This window comes from Chthoniobacter sp., from assembly GCF_040003245.1.
In the GTDB taxonomy this organism is placed as follows: Bacteria; Verrucomicrobiota; Verrucomicrobiia; order Chthoniobacterales; family Chthoniobacteraceae; genus Chthoniobacter.
The window spans coordinates 1-19,999 of record NZ_JBDUCX010000054.1 but is presented as its reverse complement, the minus strand read 5'-3'; the positions used below and the strand labels follow the sequence as shown (position 1 = coordinate 19,999).

Sequence of the window (19,999 nt, the reverse complement as noted above, 5' to 3'; positions counted from 1 at the left end):
AAGGAGCGTTGTGCAAGTGGATATGCGGGCATCTGCCGGACAATATCCCGCCAACGGGCACGGCCGGAGAATTACTTCTTCCCCGCCGCGTGCAGGGCGGGGGTGTCGAGGTCGAGCTTGGACAGGGGGATGACTTCGAGCTTGGGGAAAAGGGCGCGCAGCGGTTTTGCGACGATCTTCGCCTGGCCGGCGACGATGATGTTGAGGGTGTCGGCGGCGAAATGTTTCTCGGCGAAGGTCTGCAGGTCGGCGGGCGTGGTTTGCTCCACATCGCGGACGTAGCTCTCGATCTTCCCGGGCGGCAGGCCGTAGAGGACGACGTCGGCGATGCGCTTGACGTAGCCTTCGTTGGTTTCGAGGTCGCGGACGAAAGCGCCCGTGAGGACGGCCTGGCGGGTCTTGAGGTAATCGGCCGGAGCGGTTTCGGTGCTCAGCCGCCGGATTTCGGTCTGGATGACTTTGACAACTTCCGCGGCGGATTCGTTTTTGGTCTGTGCACCGGCCATGAAGAGGCCGCCGAAGCGCCACGTGGAGAGGCTGCTCGAGGCACCGTAGCTGAGCCCGCGCTTGACGCGCACTTCCTGGTTGAGCCGCGAGGAATAGCCGCCGCCGAGCAGCGCGTTGGCGACTTTGCCCGGGAACCAATCGGGTGCGCGGCGCTGAATGCCGGGCGCGGTGAGATACACCGCGGCCTGACCGGCCGTGGGCATGTCCACGAGGATCACCCGGCCGAGCGTGGGCGCGGGGAAATCAGGGGCCGTGAAATCCTCCGCGGGAGCTTTCCATTCGCCGAAGACCTTCTCGGCCATCGCGAAAGCCTCGGGGGCGGTGATGTTACCGGCGAGGATGAGGAAGGAATTCCCAGGACGATAAGCGCGGGCGTGCAAGGCGGTGATTTCCTGGCGCGTGAGATGAGCGATGGAGGCCGGGGTGCCGGCTCCGGGATGCCCGTAGGGCGAAGCACCGAGCGTGGCGCGGCTCGCCGCATACTTGGCCACGGTGCCGGGTTGTTCGAGGGCCATGAGCAGTTCGTCGAGCGTTTCGCGGCGCTGGCGCTCGATCTCTTCCTTGGCAAAGGCGGGATGCAGGACGAGGTCGGCGACAATGGCCAGCGCGGGCTCGGCGTTGCTGGAGAGCGTGGTGAGCTTCACGCTGGTGGCGTCCCACCCGGCTTCGGTTTCGATCTTCGCGCCGAGGGACTCGGCCTCCTCGGCGATCTTCTGCGCGCTGCGCGTGGTGGTGCCGCGCTTGAGCAGTCCCGCGGTGAACTGCGCGAGCCCGGCGAAGCGCGCCGGATCGGTCTCCGCGCCGCGATTGACGAGCACTTCCGCGCTGAGCAAGGGAAGACCCGGCCGTTCGACAACGATGACCCGCAGGCCATTGGCCAGGGTCTTTTCCTGCGCCTTGCTGATCTGCGCGGGATGCGGCTCACCCGCTTTGGGCAGACCCTCCACTTCCGCGGCGTCAACGGTGAGCAGCGGAGCGCAGGCGAGGGCGGCGAGGAGGAAAATAGAACGCTTCATTTCTTTCCCTTCACTTTGGTTTTCATCGCTTCGGGCAGGTATTCGATTACGAGTTGGTTGGCCGGGGTGAACCACTTTTGCGCGACCGTCTGCACCTGCGCGGGAGTCACGGCCTGCAAATCGCTCAAGTCGGTGTTGGCGCGATTGGGGTCGCCGTAGACCGCCGCCGCTTCGCCGAGCGCGCTGGCCTTGCCTTCGAAGGTTTCGCGTTCGATGAGCTTGGCGGCGAGGAGTTGATTACGCGCGATCGTCAACTCGGCATCGCTGATGGGCTTCGCGGTGATCTTGGCGATTTCGCCGAAGAGGACCGTCTTCGCTTTCTCCACCGGCACACCGCTGGCGAGGACGACTTCGAAGGTGAGCAGGCCGAGGTCCGCGCGGAGGTCCGCGGAGAATTCCGCGCTCTGCGCGAGCTGCGTTTCATAGACGAGCTTGCGGTAAAGCCGCGAGGATTCGCCGCCGCTCAGCACCTGCTCCGCCACGCGCAGAGGGGCCGCGTCTTCCGCGGTGATCGACGGCCCGAGATACGTGACCGCCAGCGCAGGCAGCGGCACCTTGGGATCGTATTCGATGAGGGTCTTTGCCGCGGTCCGGGGCGGTTCTTTCGTCGTCACGCGGGGGATCGGCTCGGCGGGTTTTGGGATCGCGCCGAAGTATTGATCGACCCAGCCCTGCAACTGCGCGGGGTCAAAATCACCCACTACCACGAGCACCGCATTGTCCGGCCGATAGAAGGTGGTGTGAAAGGCGCGCACCTCCTCGAGATTGGAAGCGTCGAGTTCCGCAATGTTGCCGATCGTCGGCCGCTTGTAGGGATGATCGAGGAAGGACTTCTTTTGGATAAATTCACCGAACTCGCCATACGGCTCGGCGAGGATGCGCTGGCGGTATTCTTCCTTCACCACTTCGCGCTCGAGAGTGAAATTGTGCACGTCCACGGTGAGCGCGCTCAGGCGCTCGGCCTCGGCCCAGAGCAAGCGTTCGAGATTATTTGCCGGCACCGTCTCGTGGAAGACGGTCACGTCATCTGCGGTATAGGCGTTGTTCTCGCCGCCGACATCTTCGGTGAGGCGGTCGAGGAATTCCGCGGGCATGCGTTTGGTGCTCTTGAACATCATGTGCTCGAAGAGATGCGCGAAGCCGCTGCGGCCCGCCGGGTCGTCCTTCGAGCCCACGCGATACCACACCTGGATGCAGGCCGTGGGCGCGCTGTGGTCTTCGAGCCAGATGAATTGCAGGCCATTCGGCAGCGCACGCTGCTCGAACTTGAGGGGCGGAATGCTCTCTGCGGCGCGGCCGAAGGCCAGGAGCGCGGCGAGCAGGAGGAGGGCTGCGAGTCGGGTGGAGCGCAAGATGGGTGGGAAGGTGGCGGTGACTGGGACGCTTGGCAATTCGGAATCCCAGTGCGGGCCCGGTTCTTAGGCTTGGGATTGGATCCCCTACGTAGCCCTGCGGCGAAGCATTTGACAAAGCCGCCCGCTCACCGTTGCATAGCGGCCTCCAATGAAACGCTTTTTCACCCTCGCCGCCCTCTCGACCCTCGCGCTGCTCACCGGTTGCGTCAACGGCCCCATCGCCCGTTCCCGATACGACGTCACCGTCTACAAGCCGAAGAACCCCGACAACGTGCGCATCAAGGTCTCGCTCTCGAACCGCGCCGTTTACGTGCTCGAGGGAGACACGCCGCTCCTCGTCACCGCCTGCGCCATCGGCAAGCCCACGAACCCCACGCCCACCGGCAGCTACCGTATCAATGGCAAGATCCCGACCAAGCGCTCTGGCGAATACGGTTTCTCGGTCAGTGGCGACAGCGTCCATCCGTCCAAGGCCAGCGAAGCTTCCGGCCACTACGTCGGTTTCCCCATGGCTTGGTGGTGTGAATTCACGCCCGGCTACGGTTTCCACGAAGGCTCCGTGTGGCCCATCCCGCGCACCCACGGCTGCATTCGCCTGCACCACAATGTCGCCCCGAAATTCTACGCGCTCGCCAAGATGGGCACGCCGGTGAACATCGCCCAGTCCCAGCCGGAAGACGCGACCATTGGCAAGGACCTCAAGCGCCCCGGTGATTACGCCGATCCCGATCCGGCCCCGTCCATCATGATCACCGACCGCGTCTTCTCGAAGCCCACGGAGCCCCTCCTCGTCGAACGCCCGTAATCCCCGCCGTGCCCGAAGCCTCCGCTGCCTCCAAACCCGCCCGCGTCAATCTTCGCACGCCGGACGTCATGGCGGCCGTGCAAGCGCAAGTCGAGTCGCACTACCGCAGCGAAATCGTGGAAAGGCTGCGGCTCAGCGGCGGCGCGCTGACCTGCGAAGGCGTCACCGTGCGCCTCGCGAAACAGTTCGGCTTTTGCTACGGCGTCGAGCGCGCCATCGATCTCGCCTACGCCGCGGCCAAGGTGTTTCAGGACCGCCGGCTCTTCATCCTCGGCGAGATCATTCACAATCCCGAGGTCAACGAACAGATCGTCGCGCTTGGCATCAAAAACCTGCTCGGCAAGGACAAGGAAGCTGAGATCCGCGACCTGCGCGCGGAGGACGTCGTCATCGTGCCCGCGTTCGGCACCGATGTCGTCACCCTCGGCCGCATCAAGGAAGTGGGCTGCCAGATCGTCGACACCACCTGCGGCGACGTGATGAGTGTCTGGAAACGCGTGCGGCAAAACGCCAGCGACGACGTCACCTCCATCATTCACGGCAAGGCTTCGCACGAGGAAACCAAGGCCACCGCTTCCCGCGCCGTCGTCGGCGGCAAGGGCCACTACCTCGTGGTCCTCACGCTCGCCGATACCGATTACGTCTGCGAATACATCCGCAAAGGCGGCGACAAGGCCGCCTTCCTCGCGAAATTCCCCGGCGCCTATAGCGAAGGCTTCGACCCCGACTTGCACCTGCGCCGCGTCGGCGTGGCCAACCAGACGACCATGCTGCGCGGCGAGACCGAGGAAGTGCAGCGCCGCGTCGAGGCCGCGATGCGTGACCGCGACGGCGCCGAGCGCGCCCGGGAGAGCTTCCGCTTTTTCGACACCATCTGCGGCGCCACCCAGGAGCGGCAGGATGCGTTGAAGGAAATGATGGAATCGCCGATGGACCTGCTGCTCGTCATCGGCGGCTACAACAGCTCCAACACCTCGCACCTCGCCGAGATGGGCGAGGCCAAGCTGCCCACCTATTTCATTCGCAACGCCGGCCGCCTGGAATCCCGCCAGCGCATCGTCCATTTCGACCAGCACGCCAAGCAGGAGGTCACCACGGACAACTGGCTCCCCGAGCGCCCGCTTATCGTCGGCCTCACCGCCGGCGCGAGCTGCCCGAACAATCTCATCGAGGAAACAATCCTGCGGCTTTACGAACTGCACGGCGTCGGCGCGGAGCAATTGCTCGGCCCGCCGGTGGCGGGAAATTAGGGGTGGAACCTGGAGGGAAGCGCGCCGTCGCTTCCTAGGTGGGCCGTTGTCCTCGGCATCGACGGCGCGGTGCCCTCCCAGCGTCATCTGCTATCGGAAATTACTTTTCCACCTCACCGCGCAATCCGCCGAAAGAACGTCTCCAGCTTTTTCCCCACTGCGGTAAACGACACCTTCTCCGCCGCGCTTTCCTGAGCCCGCTGCATCACCGTCTCGCAATCGTGCGGATGCTCCAGCAACCGCGCCGCGAGATCGAAAAGCTGTTCCGCATCGCGCCCGTGCCCGCACACGTCGGGAAACACCAGGCGCTCCGTTGTCCCATTACCGCCCACGCACGGCACCCTCGCCAGCAACGCATCGCCCGCCACCTGCCCCGGCACGCCACTCGCATCGAGTTGCCACACGAGTTTGTGCTGCCCCAGCAGCCGCAAATATTTCGGATAGGGCAGCCGCCCCTCCACCACCTTGAGCAGCCGCTCATCGTACCCGAGCCGCGCCAGCATCCCGCGCCCGCGCCACCCGTTGTCATTGATCACCGTCACCGACTCAAACATCGACGACGCCAGCTGCCGCAGGGCCAGCAAGGCCGCCAGATGATTCCGCGACGGCGTCCCGAAATCGCGCGTGCCCACGAAGATCCCGCGTCGCTCCTCGATCGGTGTCGCAAAATCCCAGCGTGTATCCTCTATGGGGTAGGGCGTGGGGATGAACTCCGTATGCCGCACCCCTGCCGCCGTGAAAAACGGCATCAGGTCCGGCGTCGTCGCGATGCCCCCGTCGACGCGCTGACAAATCTCCTGGAAAAGCTGCAGCGCCGCCGGCTTCGCGAGCTGCTCCGCGATTTGCTGCGGCCCCGCTTCCTGCCACGCAATCGCCACCGTCTTCCCTTCGCTGCGCAGTTCCATGATCGCCTGCCGGCAGGCCTTCAAGTTCCGCTGCAACAACACCAGCACCTCCTTCTGCCCCGCCGGAACCTCCTGGTCCTTGCGAAAAAATGTCCCGCCCGTGCACGCCGCAAACCCATGCCCGCTCACCGGCGGATGCGCCTGCTCACCCGGCACACCCGCGCCATCGGCAAAGTCCTGCGTAGGGTCGCTGCCCTTGGGGTTCAGCACGGCGAGTTTCATGGGGAAGGCATTCCTAACAGGCCCGGGCCGTTACCCGCAACCCCGGCGGCGAAGACAGCCCAATGAAGCTCCCCGGTTCGACGGTAATCGGTCGTTTTGGCTGGCCGCATTGGACCGCTGGGCGAAAGATAGCGGGACACAGCCCGCGCCATGGCCAGGAAAACCACGCCATCATCCACCGACGATAACCCCCTCTGGGCGATCCTGGAGAGCACCGCCGCCGAGACGGGGGAGCGTTATTTCGCGGGACTGGTGCAGCGGCTGGCGCAGGCGATGGAGACATGCGGCGCGTGGATCACGGAGTATCTCGAAGAGTCTCACCAGCTCCAGGCGCTGGCTTTCTGGATGGATGGAAATTGGATCGAAGGCTACAAGATCGACATCGCCGGAACGCCTTGCGAAGCGGTGATCGGCACAGCGAATCTGGTGCATTTCCCCGACCGATTGCTCGATCTCTTCCCGGATGCACCGCAGATTCGCGAAGGTGGATTTGTCAGTTACCTCGGCGTGCCGCTGAAGGACGCGGACGGGCGCCTGCTCGGGCACATGGCGGTGATCGATCGGGCGCCGATGCCTGATAGTCCCAAGGCCCGGGCGCTGTTCCAGATTTTTGCCGAGCGCGCAGCGGCGGAATTGCGCCGGCTGCGGGTCGAGTCGGAACTGCGGGCCCGCGAAGAAAAACTGAGCCGGGTGGTCAATGGTGCGATGGACGCGATCATCGAGCTCGACGCGCAGCTCGCGGTGACGCTGCTCAATCCCGCCGCGGAAAGGATGTTCGGTTGTGAGTCGCGCCGGGCGGTGGGGCTCGACTTCCGCGATTTCCTCACGCCGGAGGGCGGAGTGCGACTGGCGGAACTGGCCGCTGAGTTGCAGGGCGAAGGCCGCGCGTCGGCCTGGATCGCCGGCGGCCTGGACGTGACGCAATTGGGCGGCGATCGATTCGCTGCCGAGGCTACGCTCTCGCGCTTCGCCGCCGGGCGGCGCCACTTCTTCGCGCTTGTGCTGCGCAATGTGAACGATCGGCTCGAGGCGGAGCGCCGCATCCACTCGCTGGAAGTAGAGGCGGCCTGTCTCCGGGACGAACTGCAGCAATTGAACGGTCCGGAAATCCTCGGCCGGAGCCCGGCGCTGCGGCAGGTGCTGGAGGAGGTGCGCCAGGTCGCAGCCACGAACGCCACGGTTTTGATCCAGGGCGAAACGGGCACCGGCAAGGAGTTATTCGCCCGCGCCATCCATACCGGCAGCCTGCGGCACGGGGAACCCATGATCACGGTGAACTGCGCTGCGATCCCTGCGACGTTGATCGAGAGCGAATTCTTTGGGCACGAAAAAGGCGCCTTCACCGGTGCGACGGCGAAACGCGAGGGCCGTTTCGCACTGGCGGATCGCGGGACCATTTTCCTCGACGAGATCGGCGAACTGCCGCTCGATCTCCAGGCCAAACTGCTCCGGGTGCTGCAAGAGGGCTCCTTTGAACCGGTCGGCAGCGGTCGCACGCAGCAGGTGGACGTGCGCGTGGTGGCCGCGACCAATCGCGACCTGCGGCGCGAGGTGGCTGAAGGACGATTTCGGGAAGACCTCTTCTACCGGCTGAACGTGTTTCCGATCCGCTTGCCCTCGCTCCGCGAGCGACCGGAGGACATCCCATTGCTCGCGGAAGCATTTGCCGGTCGCTTTGCGAAGCGGCTCCGGGAGGAAGTGGCTCCGCTCACGCCGGAGTGCCAGGTGCGGCTCAAAGCCTACGCGTGGCCGGGCAACGTGCGCGAACTGGAGAATGTCATGGAGCGGGCGGTCATCACTGCGGTGGGCGGGCGGATGAATCTCGCCCGCGCCCTGCCGGAGGCCACCCCCGCGCCGCCCGTGGAAGGCCCGGCGGGAGCCGTCGAGCTCATCTACTCCGTCGAAGAAATGGCGGAACTGGAGCGGCAGAATTTCCGACGGGCGTTGGAACGTTGTGAGGGGCGTGTCTCGGGCGAGCAAGGTGCGGCGCGACTGCTCGGCCTGAAACCGTCGACCCTCGCCTCGAGGCTGAAGGCGCTGGGGGTGAGGCGCGCCGGATAAACGTCGAGCTCGCGAAATCTCGCGAACCGGGCTGACGAAATCTCGCAAATCGCGAAATCTCGCGAGTAAACTGCGGGGGAGAATAATATCGTAAGTGCTTTACGATAAGCAGGAAAGGATCATCGGAAGGGTGGTGGCACGCGCTCTGCAAATGGTTTCCGGCAGATTCCGCAATCCTGCCCCAAACCCATCGACCTCTATGCCTCGTAACGAAAATCCCGCCCCGCCGAAGACCGCCCATCGCCTCCTGCCGTCAACGATGAAGACCCTTTGGGGCCTGGCCCACGCGACCTTCGCGGATGGAGCCATCACGATCGTGTGCCAGGAGCTGAACGCCGTCGCGGTCGCCCTCGCGACTCAATCTCCCGATTGCGCCGAGATCCAAATGGGTCGCCCGCGTCCGACGGGAGCCCCTGAGGCCCTTCTCCATTAAACCAACCCCGACCTCTCACCAGATCCCACCACCATGAAACAAACCTCCTTTCTCCACCGCTCCGCTGTGCTCCTTTACGGCACGATTGCCTACGCGGCTTTCGTCGGCACCTTTTCCTACGCCGCCGGTTTCGTCGGCAATTACCTCGTCCCGAAATCCATCGATTCGGTGCCGACCACACCGCTCGAGACGGCGCTCCTGGTCGATGCCGCCCTGCTCGGCCTTTTCGCCGTGCAGCACAGCGTGATGGCCCGTCCCTTCTTCAAAAACTGGGTCACCCGCTTCATCCCCGAGACCGCCGAGCGCAGCACCTTCACCCTGGCGTCCTCCGTCGCCCTGGCCCTGATCTTCTGGCTTTGGCAGCCCATGGGCGGGATCGTGTGGCAGGTCGACAACGGGATCGGCCGGCTCCTGCTCCAGGCCGGTTCCGCTTTCGGCTGGCTGCTCGTCCTCGCGACGACTTTTCTCATCAATCATTTCGACCTCTTCGGCTTGCGCCAGGTCTGGTTGCAGTTCCGCCAGCGTCCGTACACCGCTCTCACGTTCGGTACGCCCGGACCTTACAAACTAATTCGTCACCCGCTCTATCTCGGCTTTCTCTTCGCCTTCTGGTGCACCCCAGTCATGAGCGCCGCGCATCTGTTCTTCGCCGTCATGACCGCCGCCTACATTCTGGTCGGCATTTATCTCGAAGAGCGCGACCTCCAGGCCGCTCATCCCGAATATGCCGACTACAAGCTCCGGACGCCGATGCTCGTGCCGCGCGTGGGCGGCAATTCCCCGGAAGTCCGCCAGCGGGTCCACTGATCCACGGCGTGGCGCCGCAACCTTCGCGACGGGCCAGGTTCGGCGTCCGCCTATTCTCACGCTCCATCCAATTCTTGATCAGTGCCCGGGCCCGTTCACACTCTGCGGCATGATTCCCCTCCGCACCCGCCGCTCCTTCCTCCAGACCCTCGCTGCGTCGGCGCTCGCCGGCGGCTTGCGAGCCCAGGACGCGGCCAAGCTGCCGCCGATTCGCGCGATCACGCGCGGGCCACGGTTCCACTGGTTCGGCTACTACGACAAGTTTCAGTTCGATCCCACGGGGCGCTTCGTGCTCGGCAACCAGGTGGATTTCGAAAGCCGTTCGCCCACGCCGGAGGACAAGATCCAGGTCGGCATGGTCGACCTCGAGGACGGGGACAAGTGGATTGAGCTGGGCGAGACCCACGCGTGGAATTGGCAGCAGGGCTGCATGCTCCAATGGCTGCCCGGCAGCACGAGCGAGGTGATGTGGAACGACCGTGAAGGCGATCACTTCGTCTGCCGCATTCTCGATGTGAAGACCGGCGCGAAGCGCACGCTGCCCGCGCCCGTCTACACCGTGAGCCCCGATGGCCGCTGGGGCCTCGCGCCCGATTTTCGCCGGCTCAACGATTGCCGCCCCGGCTATGGCTATGCCGGGCTGCCCGACCCGCACCGCGACGCACTCGCGCCGGACGACGCCGGGATCTGGAAGATCGACATGCAGACCGGCGAGTCGAAGCTGCTCATCACCTTCGCGGAAATCGCCGCCGTGCCTTGGGAAATGGAAGACGGCTATGGGAAGAATGCGAAGAACTGGTTCAATCATCTGCTCTTCAACCAGGACGGCTCGCGCTTCATTTTCCTGCACCGCTGGCGCGCCGAAGGCGAACCGATCTCCCGCTTTCACACCCGCATGTTCACCGCGAACGCCGATGGCAGCGACCGCTACGTCATCGACCCGAGCGGCTTCAGCTCGCACTTCGTGTGGCGCGATCCCGGCCACGTCTTTCTCTTCACTTATCATCCCTCGCACCAGCAGCGCTTTTATCTTTTCACCGACAAGACGCGCACAGTGGAAGCGATCGGCCCCGATGTGATGACCGTCAACGGCCACAACACCTACCTGCCCGGCACCCAGAACGAATGGGTGCTCAACGACACCTACGCGGACAAGGCCAACCTCCAGCACATCTTCCTCTACCACGTCCCGACCGGGCGGCGCGTCCCGCTGGCCGATCTCGAGAGCAAACCGCCCTACCGCGGCGAATGGCGCTGTGACACCCACCCGCGCAGCAGCCGCGATGGCCACTGGGTGTGCGTCGACAGCTCCCACAATGGCGGGCGTCAGATGTACCTCATCGATTTGCAGGGGATGATTTGAGGGCGCCTGCCGACCAGTTGTCCCGTTTTCAAAGCCTCAAGTTTAGTCGGTAGAATCACCCTGCTTTCGACTTTGACATATTGAAATGGTTGTCGGTGTTCATTTCGATGGCAGTCCAGCTTTTTCAAGTCACGACACGCCCGCTCAAAGTGAACTTGTGATTGCGGACACGCGGGGGCAATTCCCGAGATGGGCTCACTTCGCCAAGGCTTCTCATTTTTATGCTTGAGCACTGCAAGCCGCTCTTCTAGAGAGACTTCGTGACTGTGGAGAGCCGACAAGCATCGCTGTATGTGGACCTATTCGAGGAATTGCCGATAGGCTGTCACGAACTGGATGAAGAGGGCCGGATTCGCAGAGTCAATCGCAAGGAACTGGAGATGCTGGGCCGAACGATCGAAGAAATGAGAGGCAAATTTGTATGGGAGTTTGTGCGCGAACTGGAACGCCCCGCATCGATGAAGGCAGTACGGGCCAAATTGGCCGCCAAAGTTCCGTCGGGCGAACGCGACTTGGAATCGGGCGCGAGTTTTTGCCGCACGTTCGAGAAAAAAGACGGAACTACCGTTCCGATGCTGATCAGAGACCTCCTGTTTTACAGCGAACAAGGGACAGTCAAAGGCATCCTCTCGACGCTTCAGGATATCTCGGTCGCCGAAGATATCGAGCGCGCTTTTCAGGTATCAGATGCAATGCATCTCCATCTGGCGGTGCCAGTATATGTCATTCGAAAAAACAGCGCCTTGGAATTCACGTTCGGCAATCAACGCTTTTGTGATGAAGTCGGCATGACCCTGGACGAAATAAAGGGCAAGACCGACTACGACTTCTATCCGCGGGATTTAGCAGAGAAATATCAAAACGATGATCGCAAAGTATTTAATTCAGGCGAACCCTGGCAAACCATAGAAGTTCATACGCCACTGGGTGGTAGCAATCATGACGTCCAGGTGGTCAAAAGGCCCTATGAGGTCGATTCCGATGGAAAAGTGACGGAAATTCAAATCGTCTTCTGGGATATACTGGAGCGGGAACCGATCCTCGCGCAACTGGAGGATGCCGTCAAAGAGGCGCGCGCAGATTACCGTCGAATATTCGAAGGCGCGGTAATAGGCATCTTCCAAAGCACGCCGTCCGGCCAGTACCTTCGAGTTAATCCGGCATTGGTGCAGATGTTCGGTTACGATTCCGCCGAAAGCCTTCTCGCCAAGCAAATACCGGACCTTTATTTCGACCCGGAAAAGCGGAAGGAATTCATGGTCGAAGTGACTGATAAAGGGGTAATCAAGCGTTTCGAATATCGCATCAGGCGCGCAGACGGTACGCCGCTGTGGATTTCGGAGTTCGCGCGGGTCGTGCGAGATGAGAAAGGCGAGATCCGGTGCTACGAAGGTTTCGTCGAGGACATAAACGATCGCAAACTTGTGGAAGAGCGGGCGGATAGAATGGAGGAGCTAACTACCATCGAACGCACACTCGCCTTCCATTTTCAAAATTCCCTTGGGCTCGACAATCCGGCGGTTCTGCAACTCGAAATCCGCCGAATCTTATGTGCCTTGACTGCTTCGGACGGCTTGCGGGCTCATCGCGCAATGTTCTTTCGGTTAGTAGATGGAATGTTGGTAGGCTTATGTGCCGTCGGACCAAGCAATATCGAAGAAGCGAAAATTTATGCTGACGGAGTGGGTTCGGGCGTTGTCACTTTCTTAAAAGCGATGGAAGAAATGCATGATCCGGCGTTCGTGCATCCGGATCGCCTCCACAACGAGGTATTGAGAACCGTCCTTGATCCGAGAGAGTTTGGTCAGGAAATTCATGACTTAATCCTGGATGGAACCAACCGGACGTTGGACGCGCGAGAGCAGGCCCGCGGTGCCGCCCGGCGGTTTATCGAACAACACGATATCACCCGCATATTGGCCTTTGCGGTCGAGGAGCAAGGCCCGCAAGGCCTTCTGCTGATAGACTGCTTATACGCGGGTCGAATCTTCGATATCAATCCCAGCGAGGTGATGATGTTTGCGCATCTTATACCTGGATTGCTGGCGCGATCCAAGTATGTCCAGGAAAAGCAACTTTTGCAACTGCAAGCCTTGCATGGAATCGGCGGCCAAATGCAGATTGTGGAATACAGCATTCGGGCTTTGAGACGGGAAAACTTGAGTTCCAGCGCGGCCGAATCTATATCGGAGATAGAGTCCGTCGTTAATCATGTGCGCCGGACTCTGCGGCGTAGTGCCGATATGGGCGGACGCTTGTCTCTGAAGCCGCGCCCGATCTCTATCGACGCACTTATTTCGGAAATTGCGCAGCGCAATCGGGGGGTAACTTCATTTCATTGTGAAACATCGCTCCAGGCCGGCGACACGGTGGTGGCCTGCGATCCCGATGTCCTGGCCAATATTTTCGACGAATTGATCAACAACGCCTACGCGGCGCGGCGCCAAGATCAGCCTCTGATCATATCCATCACATCGCAGGTCTGCGCCGCGGCCGAGCGCGGCGGGGATGCGAATTTGGATGAGGAGAGGAAATATGTCAGGATCATTGTGGCTGACAATGGATCGGGCATCCGCGACGATATCCGGCAGGATCTTTTTGCCCCTTTTGCGAAGAGCAGCGAACGGCGGCTATCGTTGGGTCTTCCGTGGGCCAGGCTCGTCCTTCGCTTTCAGCACGGTGACATCATTGCGAGTTCCGCCGGCGACAAAGGGGCTCGTTTCGAAATCTATTTGCCAGTAGTGGAGAGCGAATCACCCGACAAATGAATATATATATCGCGAACTTGCTTTTGGTCGAAGATGGCGAACAGCAGAGGCGCCTCCTTCGCCGGGAACTCGAGCAGGAAGGCTATGAAGTAACCGAGGCACAAAATGTCTCGGAAGCGATTGCGCACCTGGACCGCCGTGAGTTCGATATCGTTATTTGCGACATGGACTTCAACACCGAGAAGACTGGTCTCGACGTGGCCAGGACAGATCGCTTGCAATCCCCTTTTTTCCCGGGATTGAAGACTGTTTTTATCATGTACACTGCCTTTCCAAGCTACAGAGATTGCGTGGCAGCCATAAAGGCGGGAGTGTTTGACTACGTCTCAAAACTCGAGAGTGATTCGTTCGATCATCTGGCCAAAAGTTGTCGTGAAGGTCTTGAGGAAAAAAGGGGATGGACCGGTGATTCCGATGCCAATTTTGTGCGCAATAACTGGAATAGTTTGCTCGAGAAGTACGGTGAAAATTGGATCGCAGTAACGGATGCGGAGGTGATTTTCAGCGCGGATTCGTTGAGCGGTCTTTATAGCGAACTACGTAGTCGATACCCCTTGGCCAAGCCGTATATTATCCGATTGGAAGGGAAAGATTCTCATTATGTCTGAAAACCGCGGAATTGCACCCACTTCGCCCGACGAGTTCAGCCGGTTCGCTGAAAAGTATCCGTATCATGCGATACATGATGTGGACGCGTACCAAAGACCAATGTTGGAGGTGACGGTGGATAGCTTGAAGATCAACTGCATTGTCGATACGGGGGCGGATTTCGTCACGATGCCATTTGAGCATTTCCGTGGTCGTGGCTACCATTTGGACGAGAAATCGCCGGTGGACATCGGCACGGCTGCGAAGGGGCAGTCAGTGAGGGCGTATCCTCTTAGAAACTCCCATGGCAAGGCGCCCCCGATCGCGCGATTGGGAAGGTTTTATTTTCATAAACCGATTGCCATTTATTGCAGTGAAGAATTCAGGGCCAATATTTTGGGGCGAACGAGCATATTGCCTGAATACGCCTTTTTATTTGAATGTCACCGATTTCACGTTTTTGCGACCGGAGAGAAGAAGCCTCCGATGATCAAAGCCCAGGCCGGCGGACCATTTTTGCGAATTTGATACTGAGGCCGTCACATTGTTTGTTTTTTGAGGATCTTACCGCGATGAGCCGATGCATCACGAAAGTCATCTTAGCGGTCCTGCTCTTGGCTCTGACGTTTACCGCACCCGCGGAGAACGACGGCAAAATCCAAATCCTCCTCCTCGGCGACAGCACCACCGAGGCGAAGTTTCCCAAGCTGCTCGCGCCACAGGAGCCGCAGTTTGAGGATGTCATTCGCATCCTGCTCGCGGCGGAGGGGGATCTGCCGCCGACCAATGTCATCAACTCCGGGCTGAGCGGGGAGACGATCCGGCGGCTGATCGATTCGGGGCGCTATGAGAAGCAGGCCTCCAAGCTGCCGGGGCTCGACTACATCTTCATCCGTTACGGAATAAACGACCAGGCGAAGATCCCGGACTTCGAGATCAATTTTCCCCAGCATTTCCACGAGCTGCTGGCGAAGCTGCGCCGCGATCATCCGCACGCCATGCTCATTCCCATGACGGTGATCCCGTTTGCCGACGAGGAGAAGAGCGCGAAGATCAATGGGCTGATCCGCCAGGTGGCCGAAGAAGAGAAGCTCACGCTCTTCGACATTTATCCGCGATACGCGGAGGAGCTGAAGCGCGGACCGGACATGCTGAACTATCGGCGATATCCGCTGGATAAGATCCCGGAAAAGCTGCGCGAGCTGGCGAAGCCGTATGTCACGGAAGGCAAAGACCCCGCGGTGGTCGTGCTGGACAATCGGCTCGATGCCCACTTCGGCAATCTGCCGGGGTGGTATCACGACCGGCACCCGAATCTGGCCGGATATCACGTCATTGCCGATGAGACCGCAAAGTTTCTCGCCCCGGTGATCCGCGCGAAAGCGCACGAAGGGAAGTAGGGAGCGAGATATCAGGCCCGGAGGGCCGACCCGAAATTAGTCGGTCGGCGTCAGCCACCGGAAACCATTCCACGCGAGCGCCTGCCCCAGCGGGGCAGTGGAATTCTGCCGCCCTGCTGGGGCGGAGCTGTGACGATCTCTGCCTGCCCTCACTTTTTGCTTGACTTTTTACGACTGTGGTGCTAATGTGTCCGGTGTAAGGGAAGAGGTGGGTAAATGGCGTTCGGGGTATCCCGGCAGCAAAAGGAGGGATGAGGTTCTTTGACACATCTAAACTGGAGTGACGTGATGCAAATAAGATGCAATAAGGCGTCCACATTTGGCCGGGGATCTGTCGGCCGGCAGGCTTGACTGGCCTATGACCAATCCAGAGTAAAGGAGAAGCTGGTCAAGGCGGGTCAAGGCCAGTCAAGGCGGGTAAAGGTCGAATTTTTTCCGCCCGGGTCGGTCGACGCCACCAAGCGTAGGTTGCGCTAATGCCAGTTGATGGCATCTCGAAGGCCGAACGGGAAGGGGCCGCCAAGGGTAAATTCTGCCAAACGAACCCATTTTGGAGCCTCGCGTCGACGACCCGACGAGGTGCGCCCGATTCTCCTGACCGGCTCATTTTAGGGAAAACGGCGCGATTCCGCTTGGCAATGTGGGTCGCAGGGTGCCTATTGCCCCTCCTATGGGACACTGCAAAGGCAAAGACAACGTAAAGAAAACCGCACGACGCCGCCGGAAAGCGGAGGCGCTTGTCCTTGCCAAGAGCAAAGCGAAGGCGGCTGCAACGCCAGCCACTGCGGCCAAGTAGTCGCTCGCGCGGCGACGTCTTTTACACGACCGACGGCCGATGCAAGGCCTTGGCGGACGGTCGTGCCTGCGTGACTCGGAGGTGACGGTTTCTCCCAATGCCAGACCCTCGGTCAGGAACCGAGCGCCAATTCGTTGAGCGAAGGAGCCGGTGGCGGATTGCCGGCCATGTGGCGGGCGTCGATGCACTCGGCGAGAAATTGCGCGTCGCGGGCGACGCCGGAGAACCGACCGGAGCCCCAGGTGTATTGCCAGGGGAGGCCGAGGAAGTAGAGGCCGGGCACGGTGGTGACGCCGCGCTGATGCACCGGGTAGCCTTTGCCGTCGAAGAGCGGGATCTCGACCCAGGAGTAATCGGTGCGGAAACCCGCGCTCCAGATGATGGTGGTGATGTTCGCCTCGGCATAGTCGATCTCGAGCGGCAGGTTCTCGGGTTGCCAGACGGGCGTGTAGCGCGGTTCGGTCGGAGCGTCGATGCCGTGCTCGGCGATGAATTTGTCGATCGTGTTCTTGATGCTCTCGGCGACGTTGTCGGCCTGGTCGAGGTTCTGCGCGAGGTCTTCGGCGAAGGTGAGCTTCGTCCCCTGGATGTCGCGCAGGCGACCGTGGAGTTGCATCCCTTCAACGGCAAATTTGCGCAGGTCGATGTCGCGTCCGCCATCGCGGCCGGTGACGTAATGGTTGGCCTTGGCGCGCACGCGTTCCTTTTGCGGATGCTCGTGCACGGGCATGTCGTAGTAGCCGAGGTCGGCCAGCCAATCGACCACATCTTTGCCGCGGTAGCGCCGGGCAGTGCGCGGGGCGCCGCCGACGCAGAGATGCACCTTGCGACCGGCGAGATGGAGGTCCTCGGCGATCTGGCAGCCGGATTGGCCGGAGCCCACGACAAGCACGGCGCCCGGCGGGAGTTCATCGGCGTTCTTGTAATCGGAGGAGTGGAGTTGCTTCACCCCAGGCGCGAATTTCTCCGCCATGCGCGGAATGGTCGAGATCTGGTAGCCGCCGGTCGCCACGACCACCTGGTCGGCAGTGAAATCGCGGTAGCTGGTGCTGACCTCGAAGCGGCCCTGGGCATTGCGGGCGAGGCGCTTCACGATGGTGCCTTCCATCACGGGCGGGCTGAACGATTTTGCGTAGGCTTCGATGTATTCGACGATCTGGTTCTTCACCATGAACCCGTGTGGGTCGGGCCCGGCGTAGGGGAAGCCGGGGAGCTGGCACTGCCAGTTCGGCGTCACGAGGCAGAAGGTGTCCCAACGCTGCGAGCGCCAGGCTTCCGCGATGCGGTATTTTTCAAAGATGAGGTGATCGATGCCGCGTTCTTTCAGGCACCAACTCATGGAGAGGCCGGCCTGGCCGCCGCCGATGATAAGGACGGAATAATGCTGCGGCCTGGAGGAAGCAGGCGAGGAGTCGGTTTTGCGGTCAGACATGGAGTATGCGGACGATGCCGCCCGGTTCGTAGTTGCGGGTGAATTGCTCGATATCGGCGAGCTGGGACGCAGCGGAGCTGCAGGAAAAACCGAACTTGGCGCGGACGCGTTCGCTGGCTTCGGCGAGGGCTTTGCGGCTGCGGGCGAGAAATTCGCTCACGGCCATCTCCTCGCCTTGGGCGAAGTAATCGCGCACGACGGTGGAGGGCGAATAGCAATCTTTGGTGACCCCGTCGGGCAGTTCGATGGTGAAGAGGACTTCGGGCATAATGAATCAGGCGGCGCAGGCGGACTGCTTGGGCTTTTCGAAAGTGGAGAGGGTGGAGCAGGCGGCGCATTTGGCGCAGCCGGCCTTCACCGTGTCGGAGGTCATCCCGGCGGCGGAGAGCCACTCGCCGACCGGTGCGAGGACGGCGCGCATGAAATCGGCCGAAGGCGGCCGATGATCGGCGAGTGGCGTGCCACCAACTGGAACGAACGGGACGATGAAGGGATACACACCGAGCGGGATGAGGGTGCGCGCCGCGTCGTGCAGGTCTTCGATGGTGTCGCCGAGACCGGCGAGCAGGTAGGTGCTCACCTGGCCGCGGCCGAAGACTTCGACGGCGGCGGCGAACGCCTCGAGGTAGAAAGCGCGCGGCACCTCGGCCTTGCCGGGCATGATGCGCGTGCGGACGTCTTCATCCCACGCCTCGAGGTGCATACCGAGGGTGTCGACGCCCGCACGACGCATCTGGGAAAACCAGGAAAAATCGGAGGGAGGTTCGCATTGCGCCTGGATCGGCAGGCCGGTGGCGGCCTTGATCGCGGCGGCGCAATCGGTGAGCACGGCCGCGCCGCGATCATCGGTGGCGGGTGTGCCGGTGGTCATGACGACGTTGCGCACGCCGTCGAATTTCTGCGCGGCGGCCGCGACTTCGGCAAGCTGCTCCGGCGTCTTCTTTGCTATCGTGCGCCCACCTTTCAGCGATTCGCCGATGGCGCAGAACTGGCACTTCGTGGCGCTGTTGCCGTAACGAATGCACGTTTGCAGCACGGTAGTCGCCAGCGTGTCAAGCGAGTGCAGTTGCGCGATCTTCCAATACTCAATGCCGTCGGCGGTGCTCAGCCCGTAAAAGCGAGGCTGCGGCGGAAAGGAGATCTCGCACATCACTTCCTCGCCGCTGCGCAACACGGACATGCCACGGGTATCGGGCGGCGCCGCCACGTAGGGCGAGTTCGCCGCGCCGCGGGTGTGCACGGGCACCATGATGGTGGTGCCGAGCACGGTCACGGCCTTGTGGTCGGTCGGGCCCGCGCCGCCGCGGCGGCTGGCTGCGCCGGCGGCGGCATCGAGCAGGCGCAGGCCGTGCGTTTGCAGCTCAGAGAGCAGGAACTGTTTCTTCGTCAGGAGTGCCGATGGGAAGTCCAGCATAAGGAGTTTTAAGTTCGTCGCCGCCCTTGCTCCGCACCTGCGGGTGTGGGGTGCGGTCGATGTGCAGGGTGAAGATGTCGGGCCGCGCATAGTGGCCCACGGAATCCATCATGCGCTTGCGCTTGGTGATCAGCGCGGGATCGAGTTCGGCGATGGCCATGCCTTCGCCTTCGGTGATGGGTGCGCAGAGCGGCACGCCTTCCGGCGAGATGATCGCCGAGTGGCAGCCGCCGCGCAGGGCGCGCTGGAGCTTGTCGTCCGGCGTGATCGATTTGATCTGCTCGTCGGTCAGCCAGCCGGTGGCGTTGACCACGAAGCAGCCCGACTCGAGCGCGTGATGGCGGATGGTGACTTCGATCTGGTCGGCGAAGATTTGCCCGACCATGGAGCCGGGAAACTGCGCGCAGTGGATCTCCTCGCGTTCTTCCATGAGGGCAAAGCGGGCGAGCGGATTGTAGTGCTCCCAGCAGGCCAGCGCGCCGATGCGGCCGACCGCGCTGTCCACGGCGCGGATGCCGCTGCCGTCGCCCTGGCCCCAGATCATGCGCTCGTGATAGGTGGGCGTAATCTTGCGGCGCTTGAGGAGCAGCGAGCCGTCGGTGTCGAAGATGAGCTGCGCGTTGTAGAGGCTGCCGCCGTCGCGCTCATTCACACCGATGACGAGCACCATGCCGTGCTGGGCCGCCGCCTTCGCGAGTTGCTCCGTGACCGGGCCGGGCACTTCCACGGCGAAGTCATAAAGCCGCAGGTGGTCCTTCCCCGCGGCGACCGGTGGCGCGACGAAGGAGAAGTACGGGTAGTAGGGAATGAAGGTCTCAGGAAAGACCGCCAGTTCCACGCCCTGCGCGGCGGCGCGGTCGATCGCGTCGCAAACGCG

The 19,999-nt window shown here is 61.9% G+C and carries 17 protein-coding genes; 10 read left to right on the top strand and 7 right to left on the bottom strand.

Going from position 1 to position 19,999, the window contains the following annotated elements; all coding sequences use genetic code 11:
* Positions 1 to 71 precede the first annotated feature (71 nt).
* Both ABJF10_RS09630 and ABJF10_RS09625 read right to left on the bottom strand, forming a co-directional pair.
* Positions 72 to 1,523 (bottom strand): pitrilysin family protein, encoded by a 1,452-nt coding sequence (locus ABJF10_RS09630; RefSeq protein ID WP_348544345.1) that lies wholly within the window; start codon positions 1,521 to 1,523, stop codon positions 72 to 74.
* Positions 1,520 to 2,875, bottom strand: a complete 1,356-nt coding sequence (locus ABJF10_RS09625) for a pitrilysin family protein (RefSeq protein WP_348544344.1) — start codon at positions 2,873 to 2,875, stop codon at positions 1,520 to 1,522. Before ABJF10_RS09625 ends, ABJF10_RS09630 begins: the two co-directional genes overlap by 4 nt.
* 151 nt (positions 2,876 to 3,026) lie before the next feature.
* Here ABJF10_RS09625 and ABJF10_RS09620 point away from each other — a divergent pair, with 151 nt between their 5' ends.
* Both ABJF10_RS09620 and ABJF10_RS09615 read left to right on the top strand, forming a co-directional pair.
* Positions 3,027 to 3,683 (top strand): L,D-transpeptidase, encoded by a 657-nt coding sequence (locus tag ABJF10_RS09620; RefSeq protein ID WP_348544343.1) that lies wholly within the window; start codon positions 3,027 to 3,029, stop codon positions 3,681 to 3,683.
* 8 nt (positions 3,684 to 3,691) lie between these two features.
* Positions 3,692 to 4,933 (top strand): 4-hydroxy-3-methylbut-2-enyl diphosphate reductase, encoded by a 1,242-nt coding sequence (locus ABJF10_RS09615; protein WP_348544342.1) that lies wholly within the window; start codon positions 3,692 to 3,694, stop codon positions 4,931 to 4,933.
* A 113-nt stretch (positions 4,934 to 5,046) separates the two neighbouring features.
* Here the strand turns inward: ABJF10_RS09615 and ABJF10_RS09610 are convergent, their stop codons facing one another.
* Positions 5,047 to 6,060: a hypothetical protein gene (locus tag ABJF10_RS09610; protein ID WP_348544341.1), complete on the bottom strand. Its 1,014-nt coding sequence runs from the start codon at positions 6,058 to 6,060 to the stop codon at positions 5,047 to 5,049.
* Positions 6,061 to 6,210: 150 nt separating this feature from the next.
* On the opposite strand from ABJF10_RS09610, the gene ABJF10_RS09605 reads away from it, so the two are divergent.
* From ABJF10_RS09605 to ABJF10_RS09570, 8 genes are all read left to right on the top strand, one after another.
* The gene (locus ABJF10_RS09605) at positions 6,211 to 8,121 is read left to right on the top strand and encodes a sigma 54-interacting transcriptional regulator (RefSeq protein ID WP_348544340.1); all 1,911 of its coding nucleotides are present in this window, start codon (positions 6,211 to 6,213) and stop codon (positions 8,119 to 8,121) included.
* 199 nt (positions 8,122 to 8,320) lie between these two features.
* Positions 8,321 to 8,554: a hypothetical protein gene (locus ABJF10_RS09600; protein WP_348544339.1), complete on the top strand. Its 234-nt coding sequence runs from the start codon at positions 8,321 to 8,323 to the stop codon at positions 8,552 to 8,554.
* A gap of 33 nt (positions 8,555 to 8,587) precedes the next feature.
* Complete coding sequence (mddA, locus tag ABJF10_RS09595) at positions 8,588 to 9,361, top strand: methanethiol S-methyltransferase (protein ID WP_348544338.1); 774 nt, start codon at positions 8,588 to 8,590, stop codon at positions 9,359 to 9,361.
* Positions 9,362 to 9,470: 109 nt separating this feature from the next.
* Positions 9,471 to 10,724, top strand: a complete 1,254-nt coding sequence (locus tag ABJF10_RS09590; protein WP_348544337.1) for a hypothetical protein — start codon at positions 9,471 to 9,473, stop codon at positions 10,722 to 10,724.
* 260 nt (positions 10,725 to 10,984) lie between these two features.
* Positions 10,985 to 13,492, top strand: coding sequence for a PAS domain S-box protein (locus ABJF10_RS09585; protein WP_348544336.1), 2,508 nt, complete (start codon positions 10,985 to 10,987; stop codon positions 13,490 to 13,492).
* The gene (locus tag ABJF10_RS09580) at positions 13,489 to 14,100 is read left to right on the top strand and encodes a response regulator (RefSeq protein ID WP_348544335.1); all 612 of its coding nucleotides are present in this window, start codon (positions 13,489 to 13,491) and stop codon (positions 14,098 to 14,100) included. The genes ABJF10_RS09585 and ABJF10_RS09580 overlap by 4 nt, the downstream gene beginning before the upstream one ends.
* Positions 14,093 to 14,608 (top strand): hypothetical protein, encoded by a 516-nt coding sequence (locus ABJF10_RS09575; RefSeq protein WP_348544334.1) that lies wholly within the window; start codon positions 14,093 to 14,095, stop codon positions 14,606 to 14,608. The genes ABJF10_RS09580 and ABJF10_RS09575 overlap by 8 nt, the downstream gene beginning before the upstream one ends.
* 44 nt (positions 14,609 to 14,652) lie before the next feature.
* Entirely contained in the window at positions 14,653 to 15,480 is an 828-nt protein-coding gene (locus ABJF10_RS09570; protein ID WP_348544333.1) for an SGNH/GDSL hydrolase family protein, read from the top strand.
* A 908-nt stretch (positions 15,481 to 16,388) separates the two neighbouring features.
* On the opposite strand, the gene ABJF10_RS09565 is transcribed toward ABJF10_RS09570, so the two are convergent.
* The 4 genes from ABJF10_RS09565 to ABJF10_RS09550 form a co-directional block, all read right to left on the bottom strand.
* Positions 16,389 to 17,708: an MSMEG_0569 family flavin-dependent oxidoreductase gene (locus ABJF10_RS09565; RefSeq protein WP_348544332.1), complete on the bottom strand. Its 1,320-nt coding sequence runs from the start codon at positions 17,706 to 17,708 to the stop codon at positions 16,389 to 16,391.
* Entirely contained in the window at positions 17,701 to 17,976 is a 276-nt protein-coding gene (locus ABJF10_RS09560; RefSeq protein WP_348544331.1) for an MSMEG_0570 family nitrogen starvation response protein, read from the bottom strand. Before ABJF10_RS09560 ends, ABJF10_RS09565 begins: the two co-directional genes overlap by 8 nt.
* A 6-nt stretch (positions 17,977 to 17,982) precedes the next feature.
* On the bottom strand, positions 17,983 to 19,122 hold the full coding sequence (locus ABJF10_RS09555; protein ID WP_348544330.1) for an MSMEG_0568 family radical SAM protein: 1,140 nt from the start codon (positions 19,120 to 19,122) through the stop codon (positions 17,983 to 17,985).
* Positions 19,070 to 19,999 (bottom strand): Nit6803 family nitrilase (locus ABJF10_RS09550; RefSeq protein ID WP_348544329.1); only part of this gene is annotated, 930 nt, incomplete at its 5' end. The genes ABJF10_RS09555 and ABJF10_RS09550, both read right to left, overlap by 53 nt.